Here is a 25463-nt window from a genome sequence, read left to right as displayed (position 1 = left end):
CCACGCAGAGGGCCAGCGTCGTCCCTTGCGCCTTGCTCCTCCAGGTCGTTCGGCCTCGGAGGGACCTTCAGCCACTTGACGACGACGGGAGAGCCGATGCGTACGCCGCGCCAGCCGTCCCAGCACTCCGCGAACGGCCAGAACTGGACGTTCATGGATGCTCGCCCTGCTGCGCAGGGTATGTACGACCCCCGCCACGAGCACGACGCCTGTGGCGTCGGCTTCGTCGCCACCCTCACCGGCGAGGCGTCCCACACCCTTGTTGACCAGGCACTCACCGTCCTGCGCAACCTGGAGCACCGCGGTGCCACGGGCTCCGAGCCGGACTCCGGGGACGGCGCCGGGATCCTCTCCCAGGTCCCCGACGCCTTCTTCCGCGAGGTGGCCGGATTCGAACTCCCCGAGGCCGGTGGCTACGCCGTCGGCATCGCCTTCCTGCCGGAGGACGGAACCGACGCGACTGTCTCACGTATCGAGACGATCGCCGGTGAGGAGGGCCTCACCGTACTCGGCTGGCGCGAGGTTCCCGTCGCCCCCGAACTCCTCGGCGCCACCGCCCGGTCGACCATGCCGGTCTTCCGCCAGATCTTCGTCACGGACGGCGCCAGCCAGGGCATCGACCTCGACCGCAGGGCCTTCGTGCTGCGCAAGCGCGCCGAGCGCGAGGCCGGGGTCTACTTCCCCTCGCTGTCGGCCCGCACCATCGTCTACAAGGGCATGCTCACCACCGGCCAGCTGGAACCCTTCTTCCCGGACCTGTCCGACCGCCGCTTCGCCTCCGCGATCGCGCTCGTGCACTCCCGGTTCTCCACCAACACCTTCCCGTCCTGGCCGCTCGCCCACCCCTACCGCTTCGTCGCGCACAACGGTGAGATCAACACCGTCAAGGGCAACCGGAACTGGATGGTGGCCCGCGAGTCGCAGCTGGTCTCCGACCTGTTCGGCGGCGACGGCAAGGACCTCGACCGGATCTTCCCGGTGTGCACACCCGACGCCTCCGACTCCGCCTCCTTCGACGAGGTGCTGGAGCTGCTCCACCTCGGCGGGCGTTCGCTGCCGCACTCCGTGCTGATGATGATCCCGGAGGCGTGGGAGAACCACGACTCCATGGACCCGGCCCGGCGCGCCTTCTACCAGTTCCACTCCACGATGATGGAGCCCTGGGACGGCCCCGCCTGCGTCACCTTCACCGACGGCACCCAGGTCGGCGCCGTCCTCGACCGCAACGGTCTGCGCCCCGGCCGCTACTGGGTCACCGACGACGGCCTCGTCGTCCTCGGCTCCGAGGTCGGCGTCCTCGACATCGACCCCGCCAAGGTCGTCCGCAAGGGCCGCCTCCAGCCGGGCCGGATGTTCCTCGTCGACACCGCCGAGCACCGCATCATCGAGGACGACGAGATCAAGGCGCAGCTCGCCGCCGAGCAGCCCTACGCCGAGTGGCTGGAGGCCGGTGAGATCGAGCTGGGCGACCTGCCCGAGCGCGAGCACATCGTCCACACCCACGCCTCCGTCACCCGCCGCCAGCAGACCTTCGGCTACACCGAGGAGGAGCTGCGGGTCATCCTGGCGCCGATGGCCAAGGCCGCCGCCGAGCCGATCGGCTCCATGGGCACCGACTCGCCGATCGCCGCCCTCTCCGAGCGTCCCCGGCTGCTCTTCGACTACTTCACCCAGCTGTTCGCGCAGGTCACCAACCCGCCGCTGGACGCGATCCGTGAGGAACTGGTCACCTCCCTGCGCTCGTCGCTGGGCCCCTCGGGCAACCTGCTCGACCCGAGTGCCGCGTCCTGCCGCACCGTCGTGCTGCCCTTCCCGGTGATCGACAACGACGAGCTGGCCAAGCTCATCCACATCAACGCCGACGGCGACATGCCCGGCTTCAAGGCCGCCACCCTCTCCGGTCTGTACCGGGTGCACGGCGGCGGCGACGCGCTGGCCGCCCGCATCGACGAGATCTGCGCCGAGGCCGACGCCGCCATCGCCAACGGCGCCCGGCTGATCGTCCTGTCCGACCGGCACTCCGACGCCGAGCACGCGCCGATCCCGTCGCTGCTGCTCACCGCGGCCGTCCACCACCACCTCATCCGCACCAAGCAGCGCACCCAGGTGGGCCTGCTGGTCGAGGCCGGTGACGTCCGCGAGGTCCACCACGTCGCCCTGCTCATCGGCTACGGCGCCGCCGCGGTCAACCCGTACCTGGCGATGGAGTCCGTCGAGGACCTGGTCCGCGCGGGCACCTTCCTGCCCGGCATGGAGCCCGAGCAGGCCATCCGCAACCTGATCTACGCCCTCGGCAAGGGCGTCCTGAAGGTCATGTCCAAGATGGGCATCTCCACCGTCGCCTCCTACCGCGGCGCCCAGGTCTTCGAGGCCGTCGGTCTCGACCAGGGCTTCGTGGAGAAGTACTTCAACGGCACCGCCACCAAGATCGGCGGCGTCGGCATCGACGTCATCGCCAAGGAGGTCGCCGCCCGGCACGCCAAGGCGTACCCGGCCTCGGGCATCGCCCCGGCGCACCGCGCCCTGGAGATCGGCGGCGAGTACCAGTGGCGCCGCGAGGGCGAGCCGCACCTGTTCGACCCGGAGACGGTCTTCCGCCTCCAGCACTCCACGCGCACCGGCCGCTACGACATCTTCAAGAAGTACACCGACCGCGTGAACGAGCAGTCCGAGCGCCTGATGACGCTGCGCGGCCTGTTCGGCCTCAAGTCCGGCCGGGCGCCGATCCCCGTCGAGGAGGTCGAGCCGGTCTCCGAGATCGTCAAGCGGTTCTCCACCGGCGCCATGTCGTACGGCTCCATCTCGCAGGAGGCGCACGAGACCCTCGCCGTCGCCATGAACCAGCTGGGCGGCAAGTCCAACACCGGTGAGGGCGGCGAGGACCCCGAGCGCCTGTACGACCCGGCCCGCCGGTCCTCGATCAAGCAGGTCGCCTCCGGCCGCTTCGGCGTGACCAGCGAGTACCTGGTCAACTCCGACGACATCCAGATCAAGATGGCCCAGGGCGCCAAGCCCGGCGAGGGCGGCCAGCTGCCCGGCCACAAGGTCTACCCGTGGGTCGCCAAGACCCGGCACTCCACGCCGGGCGTCGGCCTCATCTCGCCGCCGCCGCACCACGACATCTACTCCATCGAGGACCTGGCCCAGCTGATCCACGACCTGAAGAACGCCAACCCGAAGGCGCGCATTCACGTCAAGCTGGTCTCCGAGGTCGGCGTCGGCACCGTCGCCGCGGGCGTCTCCAAGGCGCACGCGGACGTCGTCCTGATCTCCGGCCACGACGGCGGCACCGGCGCCTCCCCGCTGACCTCGCTGAAGCACGCGGGCGGCCCCTGGGAGCTGGGCCTCGCCGAGACCCAGCAGACCCTGCTGCTCAACGGCCTGCGGGACCGGATCGTCGTCCAGACGGACGGCCAGCTGAAGACCGGCCGGGACGTCGTCATCGCCGCGCTGCTCGGCGCCGAGGAGTTCGGCTTCGCGACCGCGCCGCTGGTCGTCTCCGGCTGCGTGATGATGCGCGTCTGCCACCTGGACACCTGCCCCGTCGGCATCGCCACCCAGAACCCGACCCTGCGCGGCCGGTTCTCCGGCAAGGCCGAGTACGTCGTGAACTTCTTCCAGTTCATCGCCGAGGAAGTCCGCGAGCTGCTCGCCGAGCTGGGCTTCCGCTCCATCGAGGAGGCCGTCGGCCACGCCGAGGTCCTCGACGTCAGCCGCGCGGTCGACCACTGGAAGGCCCAGGGCCTGGACCTGGCGCCGCTGCTGCACGTGCCCACGCTGCCCGAGGGCGCCGTGCGGCACCAGATCGTCGCCCAGGACCACGGCCTGGAGAAGGCGCTCGACAACGAGCTGATCAAGCTCGCCGCGGACGCCCTGTCCGCCGACTCCGCCACCGAGGCGCAGCCGGTGCGCGCCCAGGTCGCCATCCGCAACATCAACCGCACGGTCGGCACCATGCTCGGCCACGAGGTGACCAAGAAGTTCGGCGGTGCGGGCCTGCCCGACGACACCATCGACATCACCTTCACCGGCAGCGCCGGCCAGTCCTTCGGCGCCTTCGTCCCGCGCGGTGTCACGCTGCGGCTGGAGGGCGACGCCAACGACTACGTCGGCAAGGGCCTGTCCGGTGGCCGGATCGTCGTCCGCCCGGACCGGGGCGCCGACCACCTCGCCGAGTTCTCCACGATCGCGGGCAACACCCTCGCCTACGGCGCCACCGGCGGCGAGATGTTCCTGCGCGGCAAGGTCGGCGAGCGGTTCTGCGTGCGCAACTCCGGCGCGCTGGTCGTCTCCGAGGGCGTGGGCGACCACGGCTGCGAGTACATGACCGGCGGTCACGCCGTCGTCCTCGGCGAGACGGGACGCAACTTCGCGGCCGGTATGTCCGGCGGTGTCGCCTACGTCATCGACCTCGAACGGGACAACGTCAACGTCGGCAACCTGGACGCCGTACAGGCGCTGGACGACGCGGACAAGGACTGGCTGCACGACGTGGTGCGCCGCCACGCCGAGGAGACCGGTTCGACGGTCGCCGAGAAGCTGCTCGCCGAGTGGCCCGCCGCCGTGGAGCGGTTCAGCAAGATCATCCCCAGCACGTACAAGGCAGTGCTCGCCGCCAAGGACGCCGCCGAGCGAGCCGGTCTCTCCGAGTCCGAGACCCACGAGAAGATGATGGAGGCGGCGATCAATGGCTGACCCGAAGGGCTTTCTGAACCACGGCCGCGAGGTCGCCAGGTCCCGCCCCGTCGAGGAGCGCGTCAGGGACTGGAACGAGGTCTACGTCCCCGGCTCGCTGCTGCCGATCATCAGCAAGCAGGCCAGCCGCTGCATGGACTGCGGCATCCCGTTCTGCCACAACGGCTGCCCGCTGGGGAACCTGATCCCCGAGTGGAACGACTACGCCTACCGCGAGGACTGGCAGGCCGCCTCCGAGCGGCTGCACGCCACCAACAACTTCCCGGAGTTCACCGGCCGTCTGTGCCCGGCCCCGTGCGAGTCGGCGTGTGTGCTCGGCATCAACCAGCCGCCGGTCACCATCAAGAACGTCGAGGTCTCGATCATCGACAAGGCGTGGGAGACCGGTGACGTCGCCCCGCAGATCCCCGAGCGGCTGTCCGGCAAGACCGTCGCGGTGGTCGGCTCCGGCCCCGCCGGTCTCGCCGCCGCGCAGCAGCTGACCCGGGCCGGGCACACCGTCGCCGTCTTCGAGCGCGCCGACCGCGTCGGTGGCCTGCTGCGGTACGGGATCCCCGAGTTCAAGATGGAGAAGCGGCACATCAACCGCCGTATCGAGCAGATGCGCGCGGAGGGCACCCGGTTCCGCACCGGCGTCGAGATCGGCCGCGACCTGAAGGCCACCGACCTGAAGAAGCGCTACGACGCCGTCGTGCTCGCCGTCGGCGCCACCACCGCCCGTGACCTGCCGGTCCCCGGCCGCGAACTCAAGGGCGTCTACCAGGCCATGGAGTACCTGCCGCTGGCCAACAAGGTCCAGGAGGGCGACTACGTCAGCCCGCCGATCTCGGCCGAGGGCAAGCACGTCGTCGTCATCGGCGGCGGCGACACCGGCGCCGACTGCGTGGGCACCGCCCACCGGCAGGGCGCGGCCTCGGTGACACAGCTGGAGATCATGCCCCGCCCGAACGACGAGCGGGACGCGGTCTCCCAGCCGTGGCCGACCTTCCCCCTGCTGTACAAGGTCACCTCCGCGCACGAGGAGGGCGGTGAGCGGGTCTACTCCGTCTCCACCACCCACTTCGAGGGCGACGAGGACGGCAACGTGCAGTGGCTGCACCTGGCCGAGGTCGAGTTCGTCAGCGGCAAGCTGACCCAGAAGCCGGGCACCGAGCGCAAGATCCCCGCCCAGCTGGTCACCCTCGCCATGGGCTTCACCGGCACCGACCGCGACAACGGCCTGGTGGAACAGTTCGGCCTGGACCTCGACGAGCGGGGTAACATCGCCCGCGACGCCGACTTCCAGACCAACGTCCCCGGAGTCTTCGTCGCCGGTGACGCGGGCCGCGGCCAGTCGCTCATCGTGTGGGCGATCGCCGAGGGCCGCTCGGCCGCCCGCGGTGTCGACCGGTTCCTGACCGGCGCGAGCGACCTGCCCGCCCCGATCCGCCCGACCGACCGCGCCCTGGCGGTCTGACGGGTCCTCACAAAGACGTTTCCGTACAAAGGCGTACGGGACACAGACGGCGCCTGCCCACCAGTCCCCGACCGGACCGTATGGGCAGGCGCCGCCGCATGTCTCGGCTCTCAGGGGACCTGGTAGGTCTCGCCGTACATCCGCCACACCAGCGGGGTGTCCAGGTTCAGGTTCCCGGCCTGGAGGAAGGCGCGCTGGGCGGTGTCGATACGGCTGGTGTCGTTGTGCCGCGCGTGCTCGCTGGACTTCATCGCCTCGCGGCGCACGTCCAGGAACGTGTTGAGGAACTCCGTCTCCGAGCCGCCCGCCGCCGGGGTGCCGGCCTTCTCGAGGGCCAGTTCCCGCATGCCGTAGAAGCCGGTCGGGTCGGTGTCGGGGCCGTGGAAGACCATCGCGTCGTAGTAGACGAACTGGCCGAGGGTGCCCAGGCCGTCCAGCTTGGCCAGGCGCACCGCCGGGTCGAAGTAGGCGCGGTCGCGCTCCTGCTCCTGCGCCTCACGGAACGCCGGAACCTCCGCCTCCGCGCGCCAGGCGTCGGTGAAACCGGGGTCGAGACCCTCGTGGGAGTCCGTGCCGTCGACCTCACGCAGGGCGGGCAGATAGGCGGCGAGGCCGTTGTCGGGGTGGTCCTCGGTGTAGCGCTCGACGAGGGCGAGCAGATCGTGGGTGCCGGTGCAGAAGCCCGCTATCCCGGCCGTGTAGCCCTGGCCGTCGTCGAGGTCCTCTATGTAGTCGTAGGAAGTGCGCCAGTCCAGCGTGGAGTTCTCCGCGGTGGAGACGATCTTGTGCGCGAGTTCCTTCTTGTCCGGCGCCGCGAGGCCCGGCGGCAGGGACGCGATCAGCTTGTCGTCGGCGGCCCGGTCGTCGGCGTGCTTGCGCTCGGCCTTCGCCCTGGCGTCGTCACGCGCCGCCTGGGACGTGGACACGGACTCCTTCGACGCGTCCGTCCCCGAGTCGGACGGCGCCAGGAAATACGCCCCGGCCGTCACCAGGACGGGTACGACGGCGAGGAACAGACAACCGGCTCTTTTCATGTCGTTCACCGTACGGCCGAAACTAGGCCGCTCCTCCCGTCAGATCCGTCACTCTCACATATGCCAGCAGCAGGAGCACCACCAGCACCCCCGCGCAGGCGCCCGCCTGGATCAGCGTCCGGCGCGGCCCGGCGGGTGCGTAGGCGTACGCCGTCATCACCGCGGCGCCGGTCAGCAGCCCGCCGAGGTGGCCCTGCCAGGAGGTGAGCCCGGCGGAGATCAGCAGCCAGATCAGCAGGAAGGCCATGAACCGGTTGACGTCGGCCATGTCGGCGCCGAGGCGGCGGGCCATCACGTAGTACGCAGCGCCCAGACCGAAGATCGCGCCGGACGCGCCGACGAAGGGGACGCCCGGGTCGGCGAGCAGCAGCTCGAGGACCGAGCCGCCGAGCGTCGCCAGCAGGTACAGCGCCAGATAGCGGACGCGGCCGAGGTGCGGTTCCACGATCCGGCCGAGCTGCCACAGCGCGAGCATGTTCAGCACGATGTGCGCGATGCCGAAGGTGCCCTCGGTCGGCTGGAGGTGCAGGAACCCGCTGGTGATCAGCCGCTCCCACTCACCGGCGGCGACCCCTTCGGCGTCGAAGTGCCCCAGCAGGACGGCGTCGTGGACGTAGTACGCGCCGTCCGGGCCCACCACACGGGCCGCGACCATCTCGAACCGGTCCACGATCCCCGGCCGCACCAGCGCGGCCAGATAGATCAGGACATTCAGTCCGATCAGGGTGTACGTCACCACGGGCGCCGTCGCGATCCGGCCACCGAACGCCGTGCGGGCCTCGCGGACCGACCGCGCGCCCTCCTTCACGCACTCCACGCACTGGTGACCGACCGGTGCCTCGCGCATGCAGTCCGGGCAGATGTACCGGTCGCACCGGGTGCAGCGGACGTGCGACTCCACCGCCGGATGTCGGTAGCAGGTGGTCAGGGTGGACTCGGGCTCCACGGCCGGCTCCTCGGAACGGGACAGATCGGGACGGGTGAGCCGGTGGGGACGGCGGCGAACCAACCTATCGAACAGCTGTGGGAGGTGAGATCGCAGGGGCGGCTGTCGTACGGTCGACGGACCGTTTGCACCGACAGGACCCGGGGGGACTCGAATGGCCGCGATCAGTCTGAGCAAGGTGGCGGAAACCGCGCCCGCGCTCGTCGACCTCTACAAGAAGGCCGGAACCTCCCTCGACAAGCACGGGCTGGGCGGCGTGCGGGCCGCGGTCTATCTGGTGATCGACTACTCCGGTTCCATGAAGCCGTACTACAAGGACGGCACCGTGCAGGCGCTGGCCGACCGGGTGCTCGGGCTGTCGGCGCACCTCGACGACGACGGGATCGTGCCGGTGGTGTTCTTCTCCACCGACGTCGACGCGGTCACCGACCTCGCGCTCGACGGCCACCAGGGGCGGATCGAGCGGATCGTGGCCGGGCTCGGGCACATGGGCAAGACCAGCTACCACCTGGCCATGGACGCCGTCATCGACCACTACCTCGACAGCGGCACCGGGGAACCGGCGCTGGTCGTCTTCCAGACCGACGGCGGGCCGATCAACCGGCTCGCCGCGGAACGGTATCTGTGCAAGGCGGCCCGGCTGCCGCTGTTCTGGCAGTTCGTCGGCTTCGGGGACCCGGGCAGCAAGCAGTTCGACTATCTGCGCAGACTCGACGAGCTGCCCGTGCCCGGCAAGCGTGTCGTCGACAACGCCGGGTTCTTCCACGCCGGACGCGACCCGCGGAAGGTCTCCGACGCGGAGCTGTACGACCGGTTGGTGGGCGAGTTCCCGCAGTGGCTGGCGGCGGCTCGGGCTCGGGGGATCGTGGGGTGACGGGGGCGGCCCAGGTCATGGGCCGCGGCGGTGTCCGTCCAGGACGACGGAACGGCAGGTGTCGGGGTCGCCCCAGGCCGTGCGCAGGGCGCGGGCCTTGGTCAGCCACAGGGACAGGTCGTACTCCGCGGTGTAGCCGAGCGCGCCGTGCAGTTGCAGCGCGGCACGGGCCGCCCGGTACGCCGCCTCGCAGGCGCTCACCTTGGCGGCGGCCGCGTCCGCCGGGCGCAGCGTCAGCGCGGCGCCGAACACCAGCGGCCGGGCGAACTCCAGGGCGATCATGACATCCGCCAACCGGTGCTTGACCGCCTGGAACGACCCTATGCGGACCCCGAACTGGGCCCGCCGCTTGACGTGCTCGACGGTCCGGTCCAGCAGGGCGAGTCCGACGCCGAGCGCCTGGGCGGCGGTCGTGACCCGGGCGAGGACGAGGGCCTGCCCGAGGGGCGGGGCGGTGCTGAGCAGTTCGCCGCCCGGGGCGAGGGGAGTGAGGCGGCGGGCCGGGTCCAGCGAGGGTCTCGGCGGGCCGTGGCCGGGGGTGAGCCGCAGGGCGTGCCGGGTGAGGGTGAGCCGGACGGCGGCCACGTCGCCGTCCAGCGCCCATCGGCCGCCGTACGCCACCGTCGCCATCGACCCGCCCGACGCCAGGGCGGGTAACAGACGCCTGGCGCAGCCGGATTCGGTGAGCAGGGCGGCGGCCGTGACCGTCTCCACCAGCGGGCCCGGCACCGCGTGCCGTCCCAGCTCCACGAAGGCCACGGCGAGTTCCACGGGCCGCAGGCCCAGCCCTCCGTGCTCCTCGGCCACCGCCAGCGCGAACACTCCCGCCTCCGCGAGGCGCCCCCACAGCGCGCGCCCGGCCGTGTGGTCGCCGCCGCTCCAGTCCCGGACGACCGAGGGCGTGTCCGACGCGGTCAGCATCGCGTGCAGCGAGGCGGCGAACGCCCGGTGCTCGGGGTCGGGCGCGAACCGCATCAGCGCCGCCCCCTCGGCAGGCCGAGCAGGCGCTCGGCGATGATGTCGCGCTGGATCTCGTTCGTCCCCGCGTAGATCGGCCCCGCGAGCGCGAACACGTACCGCTCGCACCAGTCGGTGCCGGACAGCTCGCCCTCCGCGCCGAGGAGGTCGAGGGCCGTCTCGTGCAGCGCGATGTCGTACTCGGACCAGAAGACCTTGTTCAGGCTGGCCCGGGGGCCGAGCCGCTCGCCGTCCCGATGGCGGCAGGCCGCGGCGTAGGTGAACAGCTGATGGGCGCGGGCGCCGATCAGCGCGTCGGCCACCCGGTCACGGCCGCTCGCCGGGCTGCCCTGGGCCCGCCAGAGCCGGTGCAGCCGGTCCGCGGCGGCCAGGAAACGGCCCGGGGAGCGCAGCATCAGCCCGCGCTCATGACCGGCCGTCGCCATCGCGATCCGCCAGCCCTGCCCGGGCGCGCCGATCACGTCCTCGTCGGGCACGAACACCTCGTCCAGGAAAAGCTCGGCGAAGGCGGGTCTGCCGTCCAGCCGGGCGATCGGCCGGACCGTGACACCCGGGGCACGCAGGTCGAACATCAGGTACGTCAGGCCCTGGTGCGGTTCGGCCGCCCCCGGGCCGCTGCGGAACAGGCCGAACGCCCGATCGGCGAAGGCGGCCCGCGAGGACCAGGTCTTCTGTCCGCCGAGCAGCCAGCCACCGTCCACCCGCACCGCTCTCGACCGCAGCGACGCCAGGTCCGAACCCGCCTCCGGCTCCGACCAGGCCTGCGCCCACACCACCTCGCCCGTGGCCATCGACGGCAGGAGCCGGGCGCGCTGCTCCGCGGTGCCGTGCTCGAAGAGGGTGGGGGCGAGCAGACTGATGCCGTTCTGCCCGACCCGGCCCGGGGCGCCCGCCGCGTGGTACTCCTCCTCGAACAGCAGCCAGTGGATCAGGTCCGCGCCCCGGCCGCCGTACTCCTCGGGCCAGTCGACCACCGACCAGCGGTCAGCGGCCAGCTCGGCCTCCCAGGCGCGGTGCGCGGCGAAGCCCTCCTCGGTCTCCAGGGACGGCAGCGGGACCGGCGGCACACGGTCCGCCAGCCAGGCGCGGGCGTCGGCGCGGAACGCCTCGTCGGCGGGGGAGAGCGAGAGGTCCACGGTCACCGTCCTTTCCCGGTCGGCCTGCCCGGAAGCTTCCCTAACAAGTGTTTGGTAGATTAGCGTGACGTCATGACAACGGTCGAGGGTGCGCCGTACGTTCCCGGACACGGACTGCTTTCCGGACGCACCGCCGTCATCACCGCCGCCGCGGGCACCGGCATCGGCGGCGCCACCGCCCGCCGCTTCCTGGAGGAGGGCGCCCGCGTGCTGATCAGCGACGCCCACGCACGCCGGCTCGCGGAGCACGAGGCCGAGCTGGAGCGCGAGTTCGGGGCCGCCGTCTCCGCCGTCCCCTGCGACGTCACCGACGACACCCAGGTGCGCGCCCTCTTCGACACGGCCGTACGCACGCACGGACGGCTGGACATCGTCGTCAACAACGCCGGACTCGGCGGCACCGCAGACCTCGCCGACATGACCGACGCCCAGTGGTCCGGCGTGCTCGACGTGACGCTGAACGGCACCTTCCGCTGCACCAGGGCCGCCCTGCGGCTGCTGCGGGCCGCGGGCACGGGCGGCGTCCTCGTCAACAACGCCTCCGTCGTCGGCTGGCGCGCCCAGGCCGGACAGGCGCACTACGCCGCCGCAAAGGCGGGCGTCATGGCCCTCACCCGCTGCGCCGCCATCGAGGCGGCCCCCTACGGCGTCCGCGTCAACGCCGTCGCGCCGAGCCTCGCCATGCACCCCCACCTGGTCAAGGTGACCACACCCGAACTCCTGGCCGAACTCACCGCGCGCGAGGCCCTGGGCCGGTACGCCGAACCCTGGGAGGTGGCCAACGTGATCGTCTTCCTTGCCTCCGGATACTCCTCCTACCTGACCGGGGAAGTCGTCTCCGTCAGCGGCCAGCACCCCTAGGCGCGGGCGGCCACCACAATGGATCCCGTGCCGACCAAGAAGAAGCCCCAGGTGACCACCGCCGCACCGGAGCGCCGCCGCGAACTGCTGCGCACCGCCGCCGAGGTCTTCGCCGAACAGGGCTACAACGCCACCACCGTGCGCACCATCGCCGACCACGCGGGCATGCTCGCGGGCAGCCTCTACTACCACTTCGACTCCAAGGAATCGATGCTGGAGGAGATCCTGCGCACCTTCCTCGACGAACTCTGGGACGGCTACGACACCGTCCTGGACGCCGCCCTGGGACCCCGCGAGACACTGGAAGCACTCGTCACCGAGTCGTTCAGGGAGATCGACCGGCACCGCGCCGCCGTCGCCATCTACCAGAAGGAGTCCCGGCAGCTCGCCGCGCAGGACCGCTTCGGGTTCCTCGCCGAGTCGCAGCGCAAGTTCGAGAAGGCGTGGCTGTCCACGCTGGAACGCGGAGTCGTCGAGGGCGTCTTCCGGGCCGACCTCGACATCCGGCTCACCTACCGCTTCGTCCGCGACACCGTCTGGGTCGCCGCCTCCTGGTACCGGCCCGGCGGACAGCACAGCCCCGAGGAGATCGCCCGCCAGTACCTGTCGATGGTCCTGGACGGAATCGCCGTCCGTACGTAACCCGTCACCGCGTAACCCACCAGGCACATCAGGGAGTCGCCATGGCCGAGGCCTACATCGTCGAAGCGGTCCGTACGCCCGTCGGGCGGCGCGGGGGAGGGCTCGCCGGGACGCACCCCGCCGACCTCGGCGCCCATGTGCTCAGGGAACTGATGACCCGCACGGGCGTCGACCCCGCCGCCGTCGAGGACGTCGTGTTCGGCTGCCTGGACACCGTCGGACCCCAGGCCGGGGACATCGCGCGCACCTGCTGGCTGGCGGCCGGACTGCCCGAGGAGGTGCCGGGCGTGACCGTCGATCGGCAGTGCGGCTCCTCCCAGCAGGCCGTGCACTTCGCCGCGCAGGCCGTGCTCTCCGGCACCCAGGACCTGGTGGTCGCGGGCGGCGTGCAGAACATGTCACAGATCCCGATCGCCTACGCCTCCCGGCAGGCCGCCGAACCCCTCGGACTCACCGAGGGACCGTTCGCGGGCAGCGACGGCTGGCGCGCCCGGTACGGCGACCGTCCCGTGAACCAGTTCGTCGGCGCCGAGACGATCGCCGCCAAGTGGGGCATCAGCCGCGCCGACCAGGAGGCCTTCGCGCTCCGCTCGCACCAGCGCGCGGTACGCGCCGCAGACGAGGGACGCTTCGCACGCGAACTGGTGCCCTACGGCGACGTCACCGCCGACGAGGGGCCGCGACGGGACACCTCGCTGGAGAAGATGGCCGCGCTCGATCCCGTCCTCGACGGGGGCACTATCACCGCCGCCTGCTCCTCCCAGGTCTCCGACGGCGCCGCTGCGCTCCTGATCGCCTCCGAGCGGGCGGTGCGCGAGCACGGACTCACACCCCGCGCCCGCGTGCACCACCTCTCCGTGCGCGGCGAGGACCCCATCCGCATGCTCACCGCGCCCATTCCCGCCACCGCCCACGCCCTGAAGAAGACCGGCATGACCCTCGACGCCATCGACCTCGTCGAGATCAACGAGGCTTTCGCGCCCGTCGTCCTCGCCTGGCTGAAGGAGACCGGCGCCGACCCCGGGAAGGTCAACCCCAACGGCGGCGCGATCGCCCTCGGCCACCCGCTCGGCGCGACCGGCGCCCGCCTGATGATCACCCTGCTGCACGAACTGGAGCGCACCGGCGGCCGGTACGGCCTCCAGACGATGTGCGAAGGCGGCGGACAGGCGAACGTGACGATCGTCGAGCGGGTCTGAGAGGGAGGGGCCACGGGGCGGTCAGGAGGGGCCACGGGGCGGTCATCGCCGCGCTGTGAGCCGTTCGCGCACCTCCTCCGCCTCCTTCATGATCCGGTCCACCAGCTCCGCGCACGACGGCAGATCGTCGATCACCCCCGCGACCTGCCCCGAGGCCATCACCCCCCGATCCGTACGGCCCTCCACCATCGCCGCCCGCAGCAGCATCGGCGTGTTCGCGGCGAGCAGGACCTGGCTCCAGGTCAGGTCCTTGCCGTGCCGCAGCGCCCGCCCGTCGCGCAGCATCCCGCGCCAGGTCACACCGGACAGCCCGCGGTAGGCGACCGCCCCGCGCAGCGCCTGGAGCAGGGCCCCGGCCCGGCCCGCACGCTCCAGCGAGGCCACCAGATCGGTGCGCAGCATCCGGTGCGGCAGGCCGTCGACCGCCCGGGTCACCGTGACGTCCCCGACCGCCGCCGCGAGGTAGCGCGCCTTCACCGCGTCGGGGACCGTCGAGTCCGAGGTCAGCAGGAAACGCGTGCCCATCGCCACGCCCGCCGCGCCGTACGCCAGCGCCGCGACCAGACCCCGCCCGTCGAAGAACCCGCCCGCCGCCACCACCGGTATGTCCACGGCGTCCACCACTTGCGGCAGCAGCACCGTCGTCGCCACCTCCCCGGTGTGCCCGCCGCCCTCGCCGCCCTGCACGATCACCGCGTCCGCGCCCCACGCCGCGACCTTCTCGGCATGGCGGCGGGCCCCGACCGACGGGATCACCAGCACGCCCGCCGACTTGAGCACGGCGATCAGCTCCGGCGACGGCGCCAGCGCGAAGGAGGCCACCCGCACGCCCTCGTCGATCAGCAGCCGCACCCGGTCGGCGGCGTCGCCGGCATCCGCCCGCAGGTTCACCCCGAACGGCGCCGTCGTACGGGAGGCGACGTCCCGTATCGCGTCCCGCAGCTGGTCGAGCGTCATCGTCGCGGAGGCCAGGATGCCGAGCGCGCCCGCGTTCGCCGCCGCCGACACCAGACGCGGGCCCGCCACCCATCCCATGCCGGTCTGTACGACGGGGTGGCGGACGCCGACCAGACGGGTCAGCGCGGTGTCCATCACCGGGGCACCTCCCGGGTGCGGGTGCCGCCGGGGTCGATCACCTCGCGGATCAGGTGCAGCTCCCGCGCGGTCGGCTCGCGGGTCGGGGGCACCTCGGGCGGCACGGTCAGCGGGAAGCCGGTGGCCTCCCGGACCTCGTCCACGGTCACCCCCGGGTGCAGCGACGCCAGCCGCATCGAGTGGTCGGGGGTCGCGAAGTCCAGGACGCAGAGGTCGGTGACGACACGGGCGAGGTGATGGAAGCGGGCTGTCCCCGGGTGCTCGGCCGCTCGGTCGTAGCCGACCCCGCACACCATGTCGACCCGCTCCACGAAGACCCGCCGGGAGTGCCGCGGGACCCAGTAACTCGTCGCATGGTTCAGTGTGTTGACCGGGGCGCCACGCACCCCGAGGAGCTGACGCGTGGGGCGGCCCCAGTCGCCGATGCACGCGATGTTCTGGTTGCCGTGCCGGTCGAGCTGACTCGCGCCCATCATCACGTGCCGTCGGCCCCCGGTGACCAGCGTCAGATGCTGCCGGTAGGGCAGCCAGCCCTCGACGACGCCGTCCGCGTCCACCAGCAGCGCCTCACCGTCGGTCAGCAGCAGGTCGGGGGTGAAGGTGAGCCGCGCGAGGCGGGCACCGACGGACGGGACCGGCCCCATGGGAGCGGCGAGGATCTCACCGGCCCCGCGCCAGACCTCGGCGCAGGCGACGACGCAGTACTCGGCGCGGGTGGGCGGGGGAGAGACGGTCATGTCCGCCCTCCGAGGGGAGCCTCGGCGAGGAACCGTGTGGCGAACTCGGTCCAGGGCGTGGTCGCGTACTCCCGCTGCGCGGCCTCGTCCCGGGCGTAGTCGGGGGCACAGGACGTGAAGTGCGCGCCGTTCGGAGCCTCCACCACACCGGTCACCGTGTGCCGTTTGACCAGCAGTGTCTGGGGCGCCGCCGCCTTGGTCAGCTCCGCCGTCTCCACGACCCGCTCGCACGACACGTACGCCGCGTCAGCCGCCTCGCAGAACAGGTCGTCGAAGTACGGGTCGGGCCCCAGATACTGGCCGTTGCCCCGCCGGTCGGCGCGGTTGACGTGCACCAGGGCGGCGTCCAGCCGTAGCGCGGGCACCGCGACGAACGTCTCCCCGTCGTCGTACGGCGAGGTCACCGTCCGCAGGCCCGGGTTGACCCGCATCACGTCGGAGCCGAGCCCGGCCCGCAGCGGGAGGAACGGCAGCCGGTTCGCGGCGGCCCGCAGACCCCACAGGAACATCGCCTCGTCGATCTCCGTCAGCTCGAGCGTGCCCCGCTCGCGCGCCGCGCGGTAGTGCGGTTCCAGCGGGATCGAGTCCAGCGTCACGAACGGGGCCACCAGCCTGCGGATCCGTCCGGCGGCGGCGAGCATGCCGACATCGGGGCCGCCGCACGACACCACCGTGAGATCACTGATGCCGGACCTGAGCAGCGCCCTGACCAGCGCCATCGGCTTGCGGCGGGAGCCCCAGCCGCCGATGCCGAGGGTCATGCCGTCGGCCAGCCGGGAGACCGCGGCGTCGGCGGTCATGGTCTTGTCGCTCACCTGGGCACTCACTCCGGCACTCACGGGGGCCTCCACCGGGGCGTTCACCTGCGCGTTCACCGGGGCACATCCCTTCCGAAGCCGTCGCGGACCCGGGCGGCCACCCCGCTGAGAGCGGCCTCGTAGGTGAAGCCCTGCTCGAAGCGGTAGTCGCGGCGCACGTCGACGGGGTCGATGCCGTTGAGGGCGGCCTTGGCCAGCCGCAGCAGCACCCCGTCCCTGGCGGCGATCTCACGGGCCAGCTCCAGCGCGGCGTCGCGCAGTGCCGCTCCGGGCACCACCCGCCACACCGAGCCGTGCGCCCGCAGCTCGGCCGCGGTGACCGTGCGCGCGGTGTAGTACAGGGTGCGCAACAGGTGCTGCGGGACCAGCCGGGCCAGATGCGTGGCCGCGCCCAGGGCCCCGCGGTCCAGCTCGGGCAGGCCGAAGACGGCGTCGTCGCTCGCCACGATCGCGTCCGCGTTCCCCACCAGGCCGACACCACCGCCCAGACAGTGGCCCTGCACGGCCGCCACCACCGGCGTCTCGCACTCGTACACCCCCAAGAAGGCCGCCGCGCAGCCGGAGTTGGCGGCCAGCAGCGCGCTGTCGCCGCCCGCCTGTATCTCCTTGATGTCCACGCCCGCGTTGAAGCCACGGCCCTCGGCCGCCAGCACCACACACCGGACGGCCGGGTCGTGACCGGCCGCGCGCACGGCCTCGGCCAGCGCGAACCAGGCCCGCGCCGGAAGCGCGTTCACCGGCGGAACGTCGACGGTGACGACGGAAATCCCCTTTTCCGGGGACGAGGTGGAGACACCCATGGCCACATCAGCTACCTTTCCACCAAACATTTGTTAGGTTCGGCGACGCTTCGAAGCTAGCAGCACCCGAAGTCCGACGGGAGGCCCTGTGGACAACCGACCCCGAGGGCCTGTGGAAAACTGGCGGGACCGGGTCGTCGTCGTCACCGGAGGCACCCGCGGCGTCGGAGCCGGGATCGCCCGGGCCTTCACCGAGGCCGGGGCGCACGTGGTGAGCTGCGCCCGACGGCCCCCCGAAATCCCCGTGGACGGCGTGGAGTTCGTACCGCTCGACGTGCGGGACGCGGCGGCCGTGGGCGACTTCTTCGCCGCCCGGCACCGGGTGGACGTACTGGTCAACAACGCGGGCGGCGCCCCCCACCGGCTGCTCACCGACGCCGGACCCGAACGGCACGCCCGCGTCATCGAACTGAACCTCGTCGCACCGCTGATCACCTCCCTCGCCGCCCACCCGCACCTCAGACGGGCCCGGGGCAGCATCGTGATGGTCGGCAGCGTCAGCGGCGGACGGCCCTCACCCGGCACGGCGGCCTACGGCGCGGCCAAGGCGGGCCTGGAGAGCCTGGCCCGCTCGATGGCCGTGGAATGGGCACCCGAGGTACGCGTCAACACCCTCGTCGTCGGCATGGCCCGCACCGAGTCCGCCGCACCGCACTACGGCGGCCCCGACGGCATCGCGTCCGTCGCCCGCACCGTGCCGCTCGGACGGCTCGCCGAACCCGCCGACGTCGGCGCGGCGGCCGTGTTCCTCGCCTCCGGCGCCGCCGCCTACATCAGCGGGGCGAGCCTGCTGGTCCACGGGGGCGGCGAACGACCGGCCTTCCTCGACGCCGCCGAGTCGGACAACCCCGCACAGGACAGACAGGAGAGGTGAGATGGACGGGCACCGACTGTGCGACGGACGCGTCGTCGCCGTCACCGGAGCGGGCCGCGGCCTGGGACGCGCGCACGCCCTCGCCTTCGCCGCCGAGGGGGCACACGTCGTCGTCAACGACCTCGGAGTCGGCCTCGACGGCTTGCCCGGCGAGGACAGTCCCGCCGTACACGTCGTCGAGGAGATCCGCGCGGCGGGCGGCGAGGCCACAGCCCACGGCGGGGACGTGGCGACCGGCGAGGGCGCCGCGTCCCTGGTGCGCACGGCCGTGGACACCTACGGCAGGCTGGACACCCTCGTCAACAACGCCGGTTTCCTGCGCGACCGGATGCTCGTCAACCTCGCCGAGGACGACTGGGACGCGGTGGTCCGTGTGCACCTCACGGGACACTTCCTCCCCCTGAAGCACGCCGCCGCGTACTGGCGGGCCGAGGCGAAGGCGGGACGCACCCCGGCCGCGCGGGTCGTCAACACCAGCAGCGGCGCCGGACTCCTGGGCTCCGTCGGCCAGGGCAACTACAGCGCCGCCAAGGCCGGGATCCTGGGCCTCACCCTCGTGGCGGCGGCTGAGCTGGAACGCTACGGCGTCCAGGTCAACGCCATCGCACCGGCCGCCCGCACCCGGATGACGGAGACGGTGTTCGCCCACACCATGGCCGCCCCCGAAGGCCCCGGAGGCGCCTTCGACGCCATGGCACCCGAGAACGTGTCACCACTGGTCGTGTGGCTCGGCTCAGCCGACTCCTCCGGCGTCACCGGCCGGGTGTTCGAGGTCGAGGGAGGCCGGGTCACCGTGATGGAGGGATGGCGACACGGCCCCGGAACCGACAAGGGCGCGCGGTGGGCCGTCCGCGAGGTGGGGGAGACCGTACGGAAACTGCTGCCGCGGGCGGAGACACCAGGGGCGGTCCACGGGACATAGACACGCCCCCGCCCGACCGTGCCGCCCTCCGGCCCGACCGTGCCGCCCTCCGGCCCGACCGTGCCGCCCTCCGGCCCGACCGTGCCGCCCCCCGGCCCTACGTATCGCACTCCAGCACCGTCCGGCACAACCCGCACCGCGCCCGCACCCGCCCCCGTACCGGCACCCGGATCCGCTGGTGGCACGTCGGACACGGGAACGACACCCGCAGCGGACCGTGGCTGTCCGGAGAGAAGGCGTACGGGGCGTCGGGCACCGGCAGCGGCACGGGATGCCGGTGCTCCTGAGCCTGGCGCCGGTCACGCGCGTAACGGCGGCGGCCCGCCCAGCCCGCCGCCGTCAGCGGCGGCTGCCGCTCGTCCCGGCGGGCCAGCGCCATGCCCTTCACATACGCCGTGTACGCCTGCGCGCTGGTGAACCACGTCGACGGGTCCTCCCCGAACAGCAACGCCCGCTTGGCCAGCACGTACCCGAACTCCTCCGGCGTGAGATACCCCAGCTTCTGCGACGACGCCGCGTCCTCCCGGTACGCGTCCAGCAGCAGCCAGCCCGCGCCCAGATACGTCGTCGCCGTGTCCGTGAGGATCTCGTTGGCCCGCGTGCCCGGGAAGGACAGGTCCAGCCGGTGCAGATAGACATGCATGATCTCGTGGGCCAGCGCCGCGCCGATGTCCCTGCGGTGCGTGCGGAACCGGTCGTTCAGCTCCACGAAGTACTCCGGCCCCGCCGCCAGTTCGACGTTCGCCGCCTGCGTCATCTCACGGAAGCTCACGATCAGCCGGGCATCCGGCAACCGGTAGTGCCGCACCAGCTCACGCGCCACCCGCTGCGCCCCCAGATACAGATCATCGGTGTCGCAGAACGCCACATCGACCGGGGGCACACTCGTCGCGAACAACTGGACCGTGTCGTACGACAGCCGCTTGTACAGCGCGGTGATCGCGGCCCGCACCGTCTCCAGATGCGGGTAGCCGTGCTCGACCGGTCCGTCGTTCGCCACGCCCTTACCCCCAAGACGCTGTGAACCCGATTCCACTGTACGAGGGCCAGGCCGGAATACGACCGGACGGATCCGCCGCCCGCCACCCCTGCAACGCCCACCGGCCAGGGGGAGTTCCCCTCCCCGCGCACGGCCCCACGTAGGGTGAACCCCCATGACCACCAGCAACACCGGTACCGGTGACGTCGACCCCGCCGTCCGCGCGGAGCTGGCCCGGCTGCGGGACAGCATCGACAACATCGACGCGGCCGTCGTCCACATGCTCGCCGAACGGTTCAAGTGCACCCAGCAGGTCGGCCACCTCAAGGCCGCCCACCACCTGCCGCCCGCCGACCCCGCGCGCGAGGCACGCCAGATCGCCCGGCTGCGCGCCCTCGCCGAGAACGCCAAGCTCGACCCGGCCTTCGCTGAGAAGTTCCTCAACTTCATCATCGCCGAGGTGATCCGCCACCACGAGAGCATCGCCGGTGACACCCTCGACCAACCCACCTCGGTACGCGACTGACCTGGGCAGATGCCACGGGGTCGTGACATCGGGCCACACAGCGGGCATGCTGCGCTGTGCACTCCTTGTCAGCCGACGAGCACTCCACGTCAGCGGCACCCGCCTGCCCTGGGTGTCGCGCGGGAGGGAGGTCGGGCATGCCGCCGGACGCCAGGATCCTCATCGTCGACGAACACGAGGACACGCTGTACGCGCTGGAGAGCGCCCTCGCCCCACTCGGTCACCTCCTCGCCAGCGCCACCAGCGGCGACGAAGCCCTCAAACAGGTCCTCCGCGGCCGGGTCGGCCTCCTGCTGCTCGACGTCCGGCTGCCCGGCATCAGCGGCCTGGAGGTCGTGCGCTACCTGCGCCGCCTCGAACAGACCCAGCACATACCCGTCGTCCTGCTCACCGGCTTCGGCCCCGACCAGGAACTGGCCGCCACCGCCTTCCGCCTCGGCGTCGCCGACCTCGTACCCAAACCCGTGGACCCCTGGACCCTGCGCACCAAGGTCCGCTACCTCTACGACGCCCACCAGAGCCGACTGGCACTGCAACAGGAGATCCGCGAACTGCGCGCCCTCGTCAAGAGCGACCCGGCCCACCTCGACAGCGCCCCGGGCGACCCCCACGGCGAACCCGACGGCCCCGACGCGCGCGTGCCGGGCCAACGCGACCCCCAGCCGGACCGGACATAACCCCCGTATCGAGCACGGAACCCCTCCGCCCCTGTGCGCTGTCAGCGGCATCAGGCAGCATGTCTGCATGTCCGTACTCACGCGCGACGAAGCGCAGAACCGTGCCAGGCTCCTCGACGTCCACCGCTACACGATCGACCTCGATCTGACAGGCGGCGACGACACCTTCGACTCCAGCACCGTCATCCGGTTCACCGTCCGCGCTGACCAGGACGCCACGGACACCTTCGTCGAGGTCAAGCCCGCCGAACTGCGCTCCGCCACGCTCGACGGACACCCCCTCGACCCCGAGAGCCTCACCGAGAACCGCCTCCCGCTGAAGAACCTCACCCCCGGTGAGCACGAACTGCGCGTCACCGCACGCATGCGCTACTCCCGCACCGGCGAGGGCATGCACCGCTTCACCGACCCCAGCGACGACGAGACGTACGTCTACACCCAGATGTTCATGGACGACGTCCAACGCGTCTTCGCCGCCTTCGACCAGCCCGACCTCAAGGCCGTCTTCGACCTCACCGTCACCGCCCCCGAAGGCTGGACCGTCCTCGCCAACGGCATCACCGAACACCTCGGCGACGGCCGCTGGCAGGCCGCCCCCACCCCACCTGTCTCCACCTACCTCGTCGCCGTCGCCGCCGGACCCTGGCACTCCGTCCGCACCGAACACCGCGGCCTCCCCTTCGGCATCCACTGCCGCCGCTCCCTCGCCCCCCACCTCGACACCGACGCCGACGAGATCCTCGACGTCACCCGCGCGTGCTTCGACCGCTACCACGAGAAGTTCGACGAGCCCTACCCCTTCGACTCCTACGACCAGGCCTTCGTCCCCGAGTTCAACGCCGGCGCCATGGAGAACCCCGGCCTCGTCACCTTCCGCGACGAGTTCGTCTACCGCTCCGCCGTCACCGACACCGAACGCCAGACCCGCGCCATGGTCATCGCCCACGAGATGGCCCACATGTGGTTCGGCGACCTCGTCACCCTGCGCTGGTGGGACGACATCTGGCTCAACGAGTCCTTCGCCGAGTACATGGGCTACCAGACCGTCGCCGAAGCCACCCGCTTCACCGACACCTGGACCGACTTCGGCATCACCCGCAAGGCCTGGGGCTACGACGCCGACCAGCGCCCCTCCACCCACCCCGTCGCCCCCGAATCCGTCGAGGACACCGCCTCCGCCCTCCTCAACTTCGACGGCATCTCCTACGCCAAGGGCGCCTCCGCCCTGCGCCAACTCGTCACCTGGCTCGGCGAGAAGGACTTCCTCACCGGCATCAACAACCACTTCACCCGCCACAAGTTCGGCAACGCCACCCTCGCCGACTTCATCGACTCCCTCGCCGACGCCACCGAACGTGACGTCCACACCTGGGCCGACACCTGGCTGCGCACCACCGGCGTCGACACCCTCACCCCCCACATCACCCCCGGCGAGAACGGCGTCTGCACCCTCACCGTCGACCGCACCGGCACCCGCCCCCACCGCATCGCCGTCGGCCTCTACGACCAGGACCTCACCGACGAAGGCCGCCTCACCCTGCGCGAACGCGTCGAACTCGACATCCCGCAGCCCGACGGCACCCACCCCATCGGCAAACGCCCCGCCCTGCTCGTCCTCAACGACGGCGACCTCACCTACACCAAGATCCGCTTCGACCCGAAGTCGTTCCACACCCTCGACGAGAACCTCTCCGGCCTCCCCGACCCCCTCACCCGCGCGGTCGTGTGGAACGCCCTCAGGGACGCCGTCCGCGACGGCGAACTCCCACCCGCCACCTACCTCCACACCGCCCGCACCCACCTCCCCCACGAAACCGACCTCGCCGTCACCCAAGGCGTCCTCGCCTTCGCCACCACCCAGGTCGCCGACCGCTACACCGCCCCCGACGACCGCCCCGCCGCCCTCGCCACCCTCTCCTCCCTCTGCCGCGACCTCATCCGCCGCACCGAGGACGGCGACCACCCCGGACTGCGCCTGATCGCCGTACGCCACGCCATCGACGTCGCCGCCCAACCCGACACCCTCGCCGCCTGGCTCGCCGACGGCACCGTCCCCGGCGGCCCCGAACTCGACCCCGAACTGCGCTGGCGCATCCTCGGCCGACTCGCCGTCCTCGGCGCCACCGACGAGACCGCCATCGCCGCCGAACTCGACCGCGACCCCAGCGCCACCGGCCAGGAAGGCGCCGCCCGCTGCCGCGCCGCCCTGCCCGACCCCGACGCCAAGGACGCCGCCTGGCAGGCCATGTTCACCGGCGACGACCTCTCCAACTACCTGTTCACCGCCACCGCCCGCGGCTTCTGGCAGCCCGAACAGGCCGACCTGCTACGGCCCTACGTCACCCGCTACTACGAGGACGCCGTCGCCCTCGCCGCCCGCCGCGGGCCCGCCATCGCCGACGCCGCCGGACGCTGGGCGTTCCCCGTCCACGCCGTCGACGCCGACACCCTGCGCCTCGGCGAGGAATGCCTGCGCGACGCCGACCCCATCCCGGCCCTGCGCCGCAAGCTCATCGACCAACTCGACGACCTCGCCCGCGCACTGCGCGTCCGCCAGGCCTGACGACCCGCACGACCCTTACGACACACCGAGGCCCCCCGGGGGTGCCGCCCGCCAGCGCGCGACACCCCCGGGCCGCCCCGCCCCGTACCCCCTTTCGGGTGCGATCCCGGCCTTCCCCCCGCGCACCCGCCACTTCTCCGGACAAGCTGAAAGTCCACCTGCGGATCCCCGCCGCCCGCGCCCGGAGAACACCCATGAGCACGCCACCCCACCCCCCCGAAACCCCCCGACACCGCGTCGGCATCGGCAACGGCCCCGCCAACCTCTCCCTCGCCGCCCTCGCCCACCCCCTCCCCGAACTCGACGCCGTCTTCTACGAACAACGCCCCACCTTCGACTGGCACCCCGGCCTCCTCATCGACGGCACCCGCGTCCAAGGCCCCTTCCTCGCCGACCTCGTCACCCTCGCCGACCCCACCAGCCCCTGGACCTTCCTCAACTACCTCAGAAGCCGCGACCGCCTCTTCCCCTTCTACTTCGCCGAACGCCTCCACACCCAGCGCGCCGAGTACGACGCCTACTGCCGCTGGGTCGCCGACAACCTCCCCGGACTCCGCTTCCACCACCAGGTCGACGCCGTCCGCTGGAACCCCGAACGCGACGTCTTCGAGGTCGACCACACCCACCTCGACCCCGACGGCCGGGCCGAGACCCTCGGCCGCACCTACACCCGCAACATCGCCCTCGGCACCGGCACCGAACCCCACGTCCCCGACGCCCTGCGCCCCCTCGTCGACGCCCCCGGCGTACCCGTCGTCCACTCCGCCGACTACCTCGACCACCGCACCACCCTGCTCACCGCCGGGCACATCACCGTCATCGGCTCCGGACAGTCCGGCGCCGAGATCTTCCTCGACCTGCTCCGCCACCGCCCCCAAGGCCACGAAGCCCTCCACTGGCTCGGCCGCACCCCCGCCTTCGCCCCCAGGGAACACTCACGCCTCGGCCTCGAACACTTCACCCCCGACTACACCCGCTACTTCCACGCCCTCCCCGAACCCGCCCGCGACCACCTCCTCACCACCCAGTGGCAACTCCACCGCGGCATCGACACCGACACCCTCACCGCCATCCACGACGAGCTGTACCGCCGCACCCTCAACGGCGGCTGGCCCGACGCCGTACTCACCCCCGGCGTCCGCGTCCGCACCGCCGGACGCCTCGCCACCACCAAGATCGAACTCCACCTCGAACACACCCAACAGGGCACCCGCACCCGCCTCACCACCGACGCCGTCATCCTCGCCACCGGCCACCGCGAACGCCCCCTCGACCGACTCCTCGCCGGACTCGACCCCTATCTGCGCCGCGACAGCCACGACCGCCCACGCGTCGACGAGCACTACCGCATCGCCCTCGACCCCGCCGTCACCGCCTCCGGCTGCCACATCTACGTCCAGCACGCCCAACGCCACACCCACGGCATCGGCACCCCCGACCTCGGCCTCACCGCCTGGCGCAGCGCCACCATCCTCAACACCCTCACCGGCAAAGACCCCTACCCCCTCCCCCCACGCACCGCCTTCACCACCTTCGGCCTCCCACAACAACGGCCCCAGATCCCGCCGACCCGCCAGAACGAGGCAAGACCACTCACCCCCCTGGTCGACGGAATCTGAGGCCGCCCGCACCCGGAACACGCCCGGAAGGC

At 71.9% G+C, this 25463-nt stretch carries 21 protein-coding genes; 12 read left to right on the top strand and 9 right to left on the bottom strand.

Annotation, left to right across the window (positions count from 1 at the left end):
* Nucleotides 1–96 precede the first annotated feature (96 nt).
* Together gltB and KBY47_RS01125 are read left to right on the top strand one after the other, a co-directional pair.
* Nucleotides 97–4695: a glutamate synthase large subunit gene (gene gltB, locus KBY47_RS01130; protein WP_210919153.1), complete on the top strand. Its 4599-nt coding sequence runs from the start codon at nucleotides 97–99 to the stop codon at nucleotides 4693–4695.
* Nucleotides 4688–6151 (top strand): glutamate synthase subunit beta, encoded by a 1464-nt coding sequence (locus KBY47_RS01125; RefSeq protein WP_210918918.1) that lies wholly within the window; start codon nucleotides 4688–4690, stop codon nucleotides 6149–6151. The genes gltB and KBY47_RS01125 overlap by 8 nt, the downstream gene beginning before the upstream one ends.
* Before the next feature lie 110 nt (nucleotides 6152–6261).
* Here the strand turns inward: KBY47_RS01125 and KBY47_RS01120 are convergent, their stop codons facing one another.
* Together KBY47_RS01120 and KBY47_RS01115 are read right to left on the bottom strand one after the other, a co-directional pair.
* Nucleotides 6262–7185, bottom strand: a complete 924-nt coding sequence (locus KBY47_RS01120) for a chitosanase (RefSeq protein ID WP_210918917.1) — start codon at nucleotides 7183–7185, stop codon at nucleotides 6262–6264.
* Between the two features lie 22 nt (nucleotides 7186–7207).
* Complete coding sequence (locus KBY47_RS01115) at nucleotides 7208–8131, bottom strand: rhomboid family intramembrane serine protease (RefSeq protein ID WP_210918916.1); 924 nt, start codon at nucleotides 8129–8131, stop codon at nucleotides 7208–7210.
* A gap of 154 nt (nucleotides 8132–8285) precedes the next feature.
* On the opposite strand from KBY47_RS01115, the gene KBY47_RS01110 reads away from it, so the two are divergent.
* A complete protein-coding gene (locus KBY47_RS01110; protein WP_210918915.1) occupies nucleotides 8286–9005 on the top strand; it encodes a VWA domain-containing protein in 720 nt (239 codons plus the stop codon).
* Between the two features lie 15 nt (nucleotides 9006–9020).
* On the opposite strand, the gene KBY47_RS01105 is transcribed toward KBY47_RS01110, so the two are convergent.
* Together KBY47_RS01105 and KBY47_RS01100 are read right to left on the bottom strand one after the other, a co-directional pair.
* A complete protein-coding gene (locus tag KBY47_RS01105) occupies nucleotides 9021–9980 on the bottom strand; it encodes an acyl-CoA dehydrogenase family protein (RefSeq protein WP_210918914.1) in 960 nt (319 codons plus the stop codon).
* Nucleotides 9980–11119, bottom strand: coding sequence for an acyl-CoA dehydrogenase family protein (locus KBY47_RS01100; protein WP_210919152.1), 1140 nt, complete (start codon nucleotides 11117–11119; stop codon nucleotides 9980–9982). Before KBY47_RS01100 ends, KBY47_RS01105 begins: the two co-directional genes overlap by 1 nt.
* Nucleotides 11120–11191: 72 nt before the next feature.
* Here KBY47_RS01100 and KBY47_RS01095 point away from each other — a divergent pair, with 72 nt between their 5' ends.
* Genes KBY47_RS01095 through KBY47_RS01085 form a run of 3 tightly spaced genes read left to right on the top strand, consistent with a single transcriptional unit; the run spans nucleotide 11192 to nucleotide 13821 of the window.
* Nucleotides 11192–11980 carry an SDR family oxidoreductase gene (locus tag KBY47_RS01095; RefSeq protein WP_210918913.1) on the top strand — a complete coding sequence of 263 codons (789 nt, stop codon included), beginning with the start codon at nucleotides 11192–11194 and terminating at the stop codon, nucleotides 11978–11980.
* Between the two features lie 27 nt (nucleotides 11981–12007).
* Complete coding sequence (locus tag KBY47_RS01090) at nucleotides 12008–12622, top strand: TetR/AcrR family transcriptional regulator (RefSeq protein ID WP_308404997.1); 615 nt, start codon at nucleotides 12008–12010, stop codon at nucleotides 12620–12622.
* A gap of 41 nt (nucleotides 12623–12663) precedes the next feature.
* A complete protein-coding gene (locus KBY47_RS01085; protein WP_210918911.1) occupies nucleotides 12664–13821 on the top strand; it encodes an acetyl-CoA C-acetyltransferase in 1158 nt (385 codons plus the stop codon).
* Nucleotides 13822–13863: 42 nt separating this feature from the next.
* Here the strand turns inward: KBY47_RS01085 and KBY47_RS01080 are convergent, their stop codons facing one another.
* The 4 genes from KBY47_RS01080 to KBY47_RS01065 are packed head-to-tail and all read right to left on the bottom strand — an operon-like array spanning nucleotide 13864 to nucleotide 17271.
* Complete coding sequence (locus KBY47_RS01080; RefSeq protein ID WP_210918910.1) at nucleotides 13864–14913, bottom strand: nitronate monooxygenase family protein; 1050 nt, start codon at nucleotides 14911–14913, stop codon at nucleotides 13864–13866.
* On the bottom strand, nucleotides 14913–15653 hold the full coding sequence (locus KBY47_RS01075; protein ID WP_210918909.1) for a CoA-transferase subunit beta: 741 nt from the start codon (nucleotides 15651–15653) through the stop codon (nucleotides 14913–14915). Before KBY47_RS01075 ends, KBY47_RS01080 begins: the two co-directional genes overlap by 1 nt.
* Nucleotides 15650–16468 (bottom strand): CoA transferase subunit A, encoded by an 819-nt coding sequence (locus tag KBY47_RS01070; protein ID WP_210918908.1) that lies wholly within the window; start codon nucleotides 16466–16468, stop codon nucleotides 15650–15652. The genes KBY47_RS01075 and KBY47_RS01070 overlap by 4 nt, the downstream gene beginning before the upstream one ends.
* A gap of 56 nt (nucleotides 16469–16524) precedes the next feature.
* The gene (locus KBY47_RS01065; protein WP_210918907.1) at nucleotides 16525–17271 is read right to left on the bottom strand and encodes an enoyl-CoA hydratase family protein; all 747 of its coding nucleotides are present in this window, start codon (nucleotides 17269–17271) and stop codon (nucleotides 16525–16527) included.
* A 112-nt stretch (nucleotides 17272–17383) separates the two neighbouring features.
* Between KBY47_RS01065 and KBY47_RS01060 the strand changes: the two genes are divergently transcribed.
* Nucleotides 17384–18145 (top strand): SDR family oxidoreductase, encoded by a 762-nt coding sequence (locus KBY47_RS01060; RefSeq protein ID WP_210918906.1) that lies wholly within the window; start codon nucleotides 17384–17386, stop codon nucleotides 18143–18145.
* Nucleotide 18146: 1 nt separating this feature from the next.
* Nucleotides 18147–19067: an SDR family oxidoreductase gene (locus KBY47_RS01055; protein ID WP_210918905.1), complete on the top strand. Its 921-nt coding sequence runs from the start codon at nucleotides 18147–18149 to the stop codon at nucleotides 19065–19067.
* Between the two features lie 97 nt (nucleotides 19068–19164).
* Here KBY47_RS01055 and KBY47_RS01050 read toward each other — a convergent pair whose 3' ends face one another.
* Nucleotides 19165–20067: a hypothetical protein gene (locus KBY47_RS01050; protein WP_210918904.1), complete on the bottom strand. Its 903-nt coding sequence runs from the start codon at nucleotides 20065–20067 to the stop codon at nucleotides 19165–19167.
* 154 nt (nucleotides 20068–20221) lie between these two features.
* Between KBY47_RS01050 and KBY47_RS01045 the strand changes: the two genes are divergently transcribed.
* From KBY47_RS01045 to KBY47_RS01030, 4 genes are all read left to right on the top strand, one after another.
* Complete coding sequence (locus tag KBY47_RS01045; protein WP_210918903.1) at nucleotides 20222–20572, top strand: chorismate mutase; 351 nt, start codon at nucleotides 20222–20224, stop codon at nucleotides 20570–20572.
* 137 nt (nucleotides 20573–20709) lie between these two features.
* Nucleotides 20710–21249 carry a two-component system response regulator gene (locus tag KBY47_RS01040; protein ID WP_210918902.1) on the top strand — a complete coding sequence of 180 codons (540 nt, stop codon included), beginning with the start codon at nucleotides 20710–20712 and terminating at the stop codon, nucleotides 21247–21249.
* A gap of 67 nt (nucleotides 21250–21316) precedes the next feature.
* Complete coding sequence (gene pepN / locus KBY47_RS01035; protein ID WP_210918901.1) at nucleotides 21317–23812, top strand: aminopeptidase N; 2496 nt, start codon at nucleotides 21317–21319, stop codon at nucleotides 23810–23812.
* A gap of 194 nt (nucleotides 23813–24006) precedes the next feature.
* Nucleotides 24007–25431, top strand: a complete 1425-nt coding sequence (locus tag KBY47_RS01030; RefSeq protein ID WP_210918900.1) for a lysine N(6)-hydroxylase/L-ornithine N(5)-oxygenase family protein — start codon at nucleotides 24007–24009, stop codon at nucleotides 25429–25431.
* Nucleotides 25432–25463: the final 32 nt, after the last annotated feature.

It is taken from the genome of Streptomyces sp. B93 (assembly GCF_018070565.1).
Lineage (GTDB): Bacteria > Actinomycetota > Actinomycetes > Streptomycetales > Streptomycetaceae > Streptomyces.
Note: the sequence above shows the minus strand (reverse complement) of the source record. Positions and strands in the feature narration are given on the sequence as shown.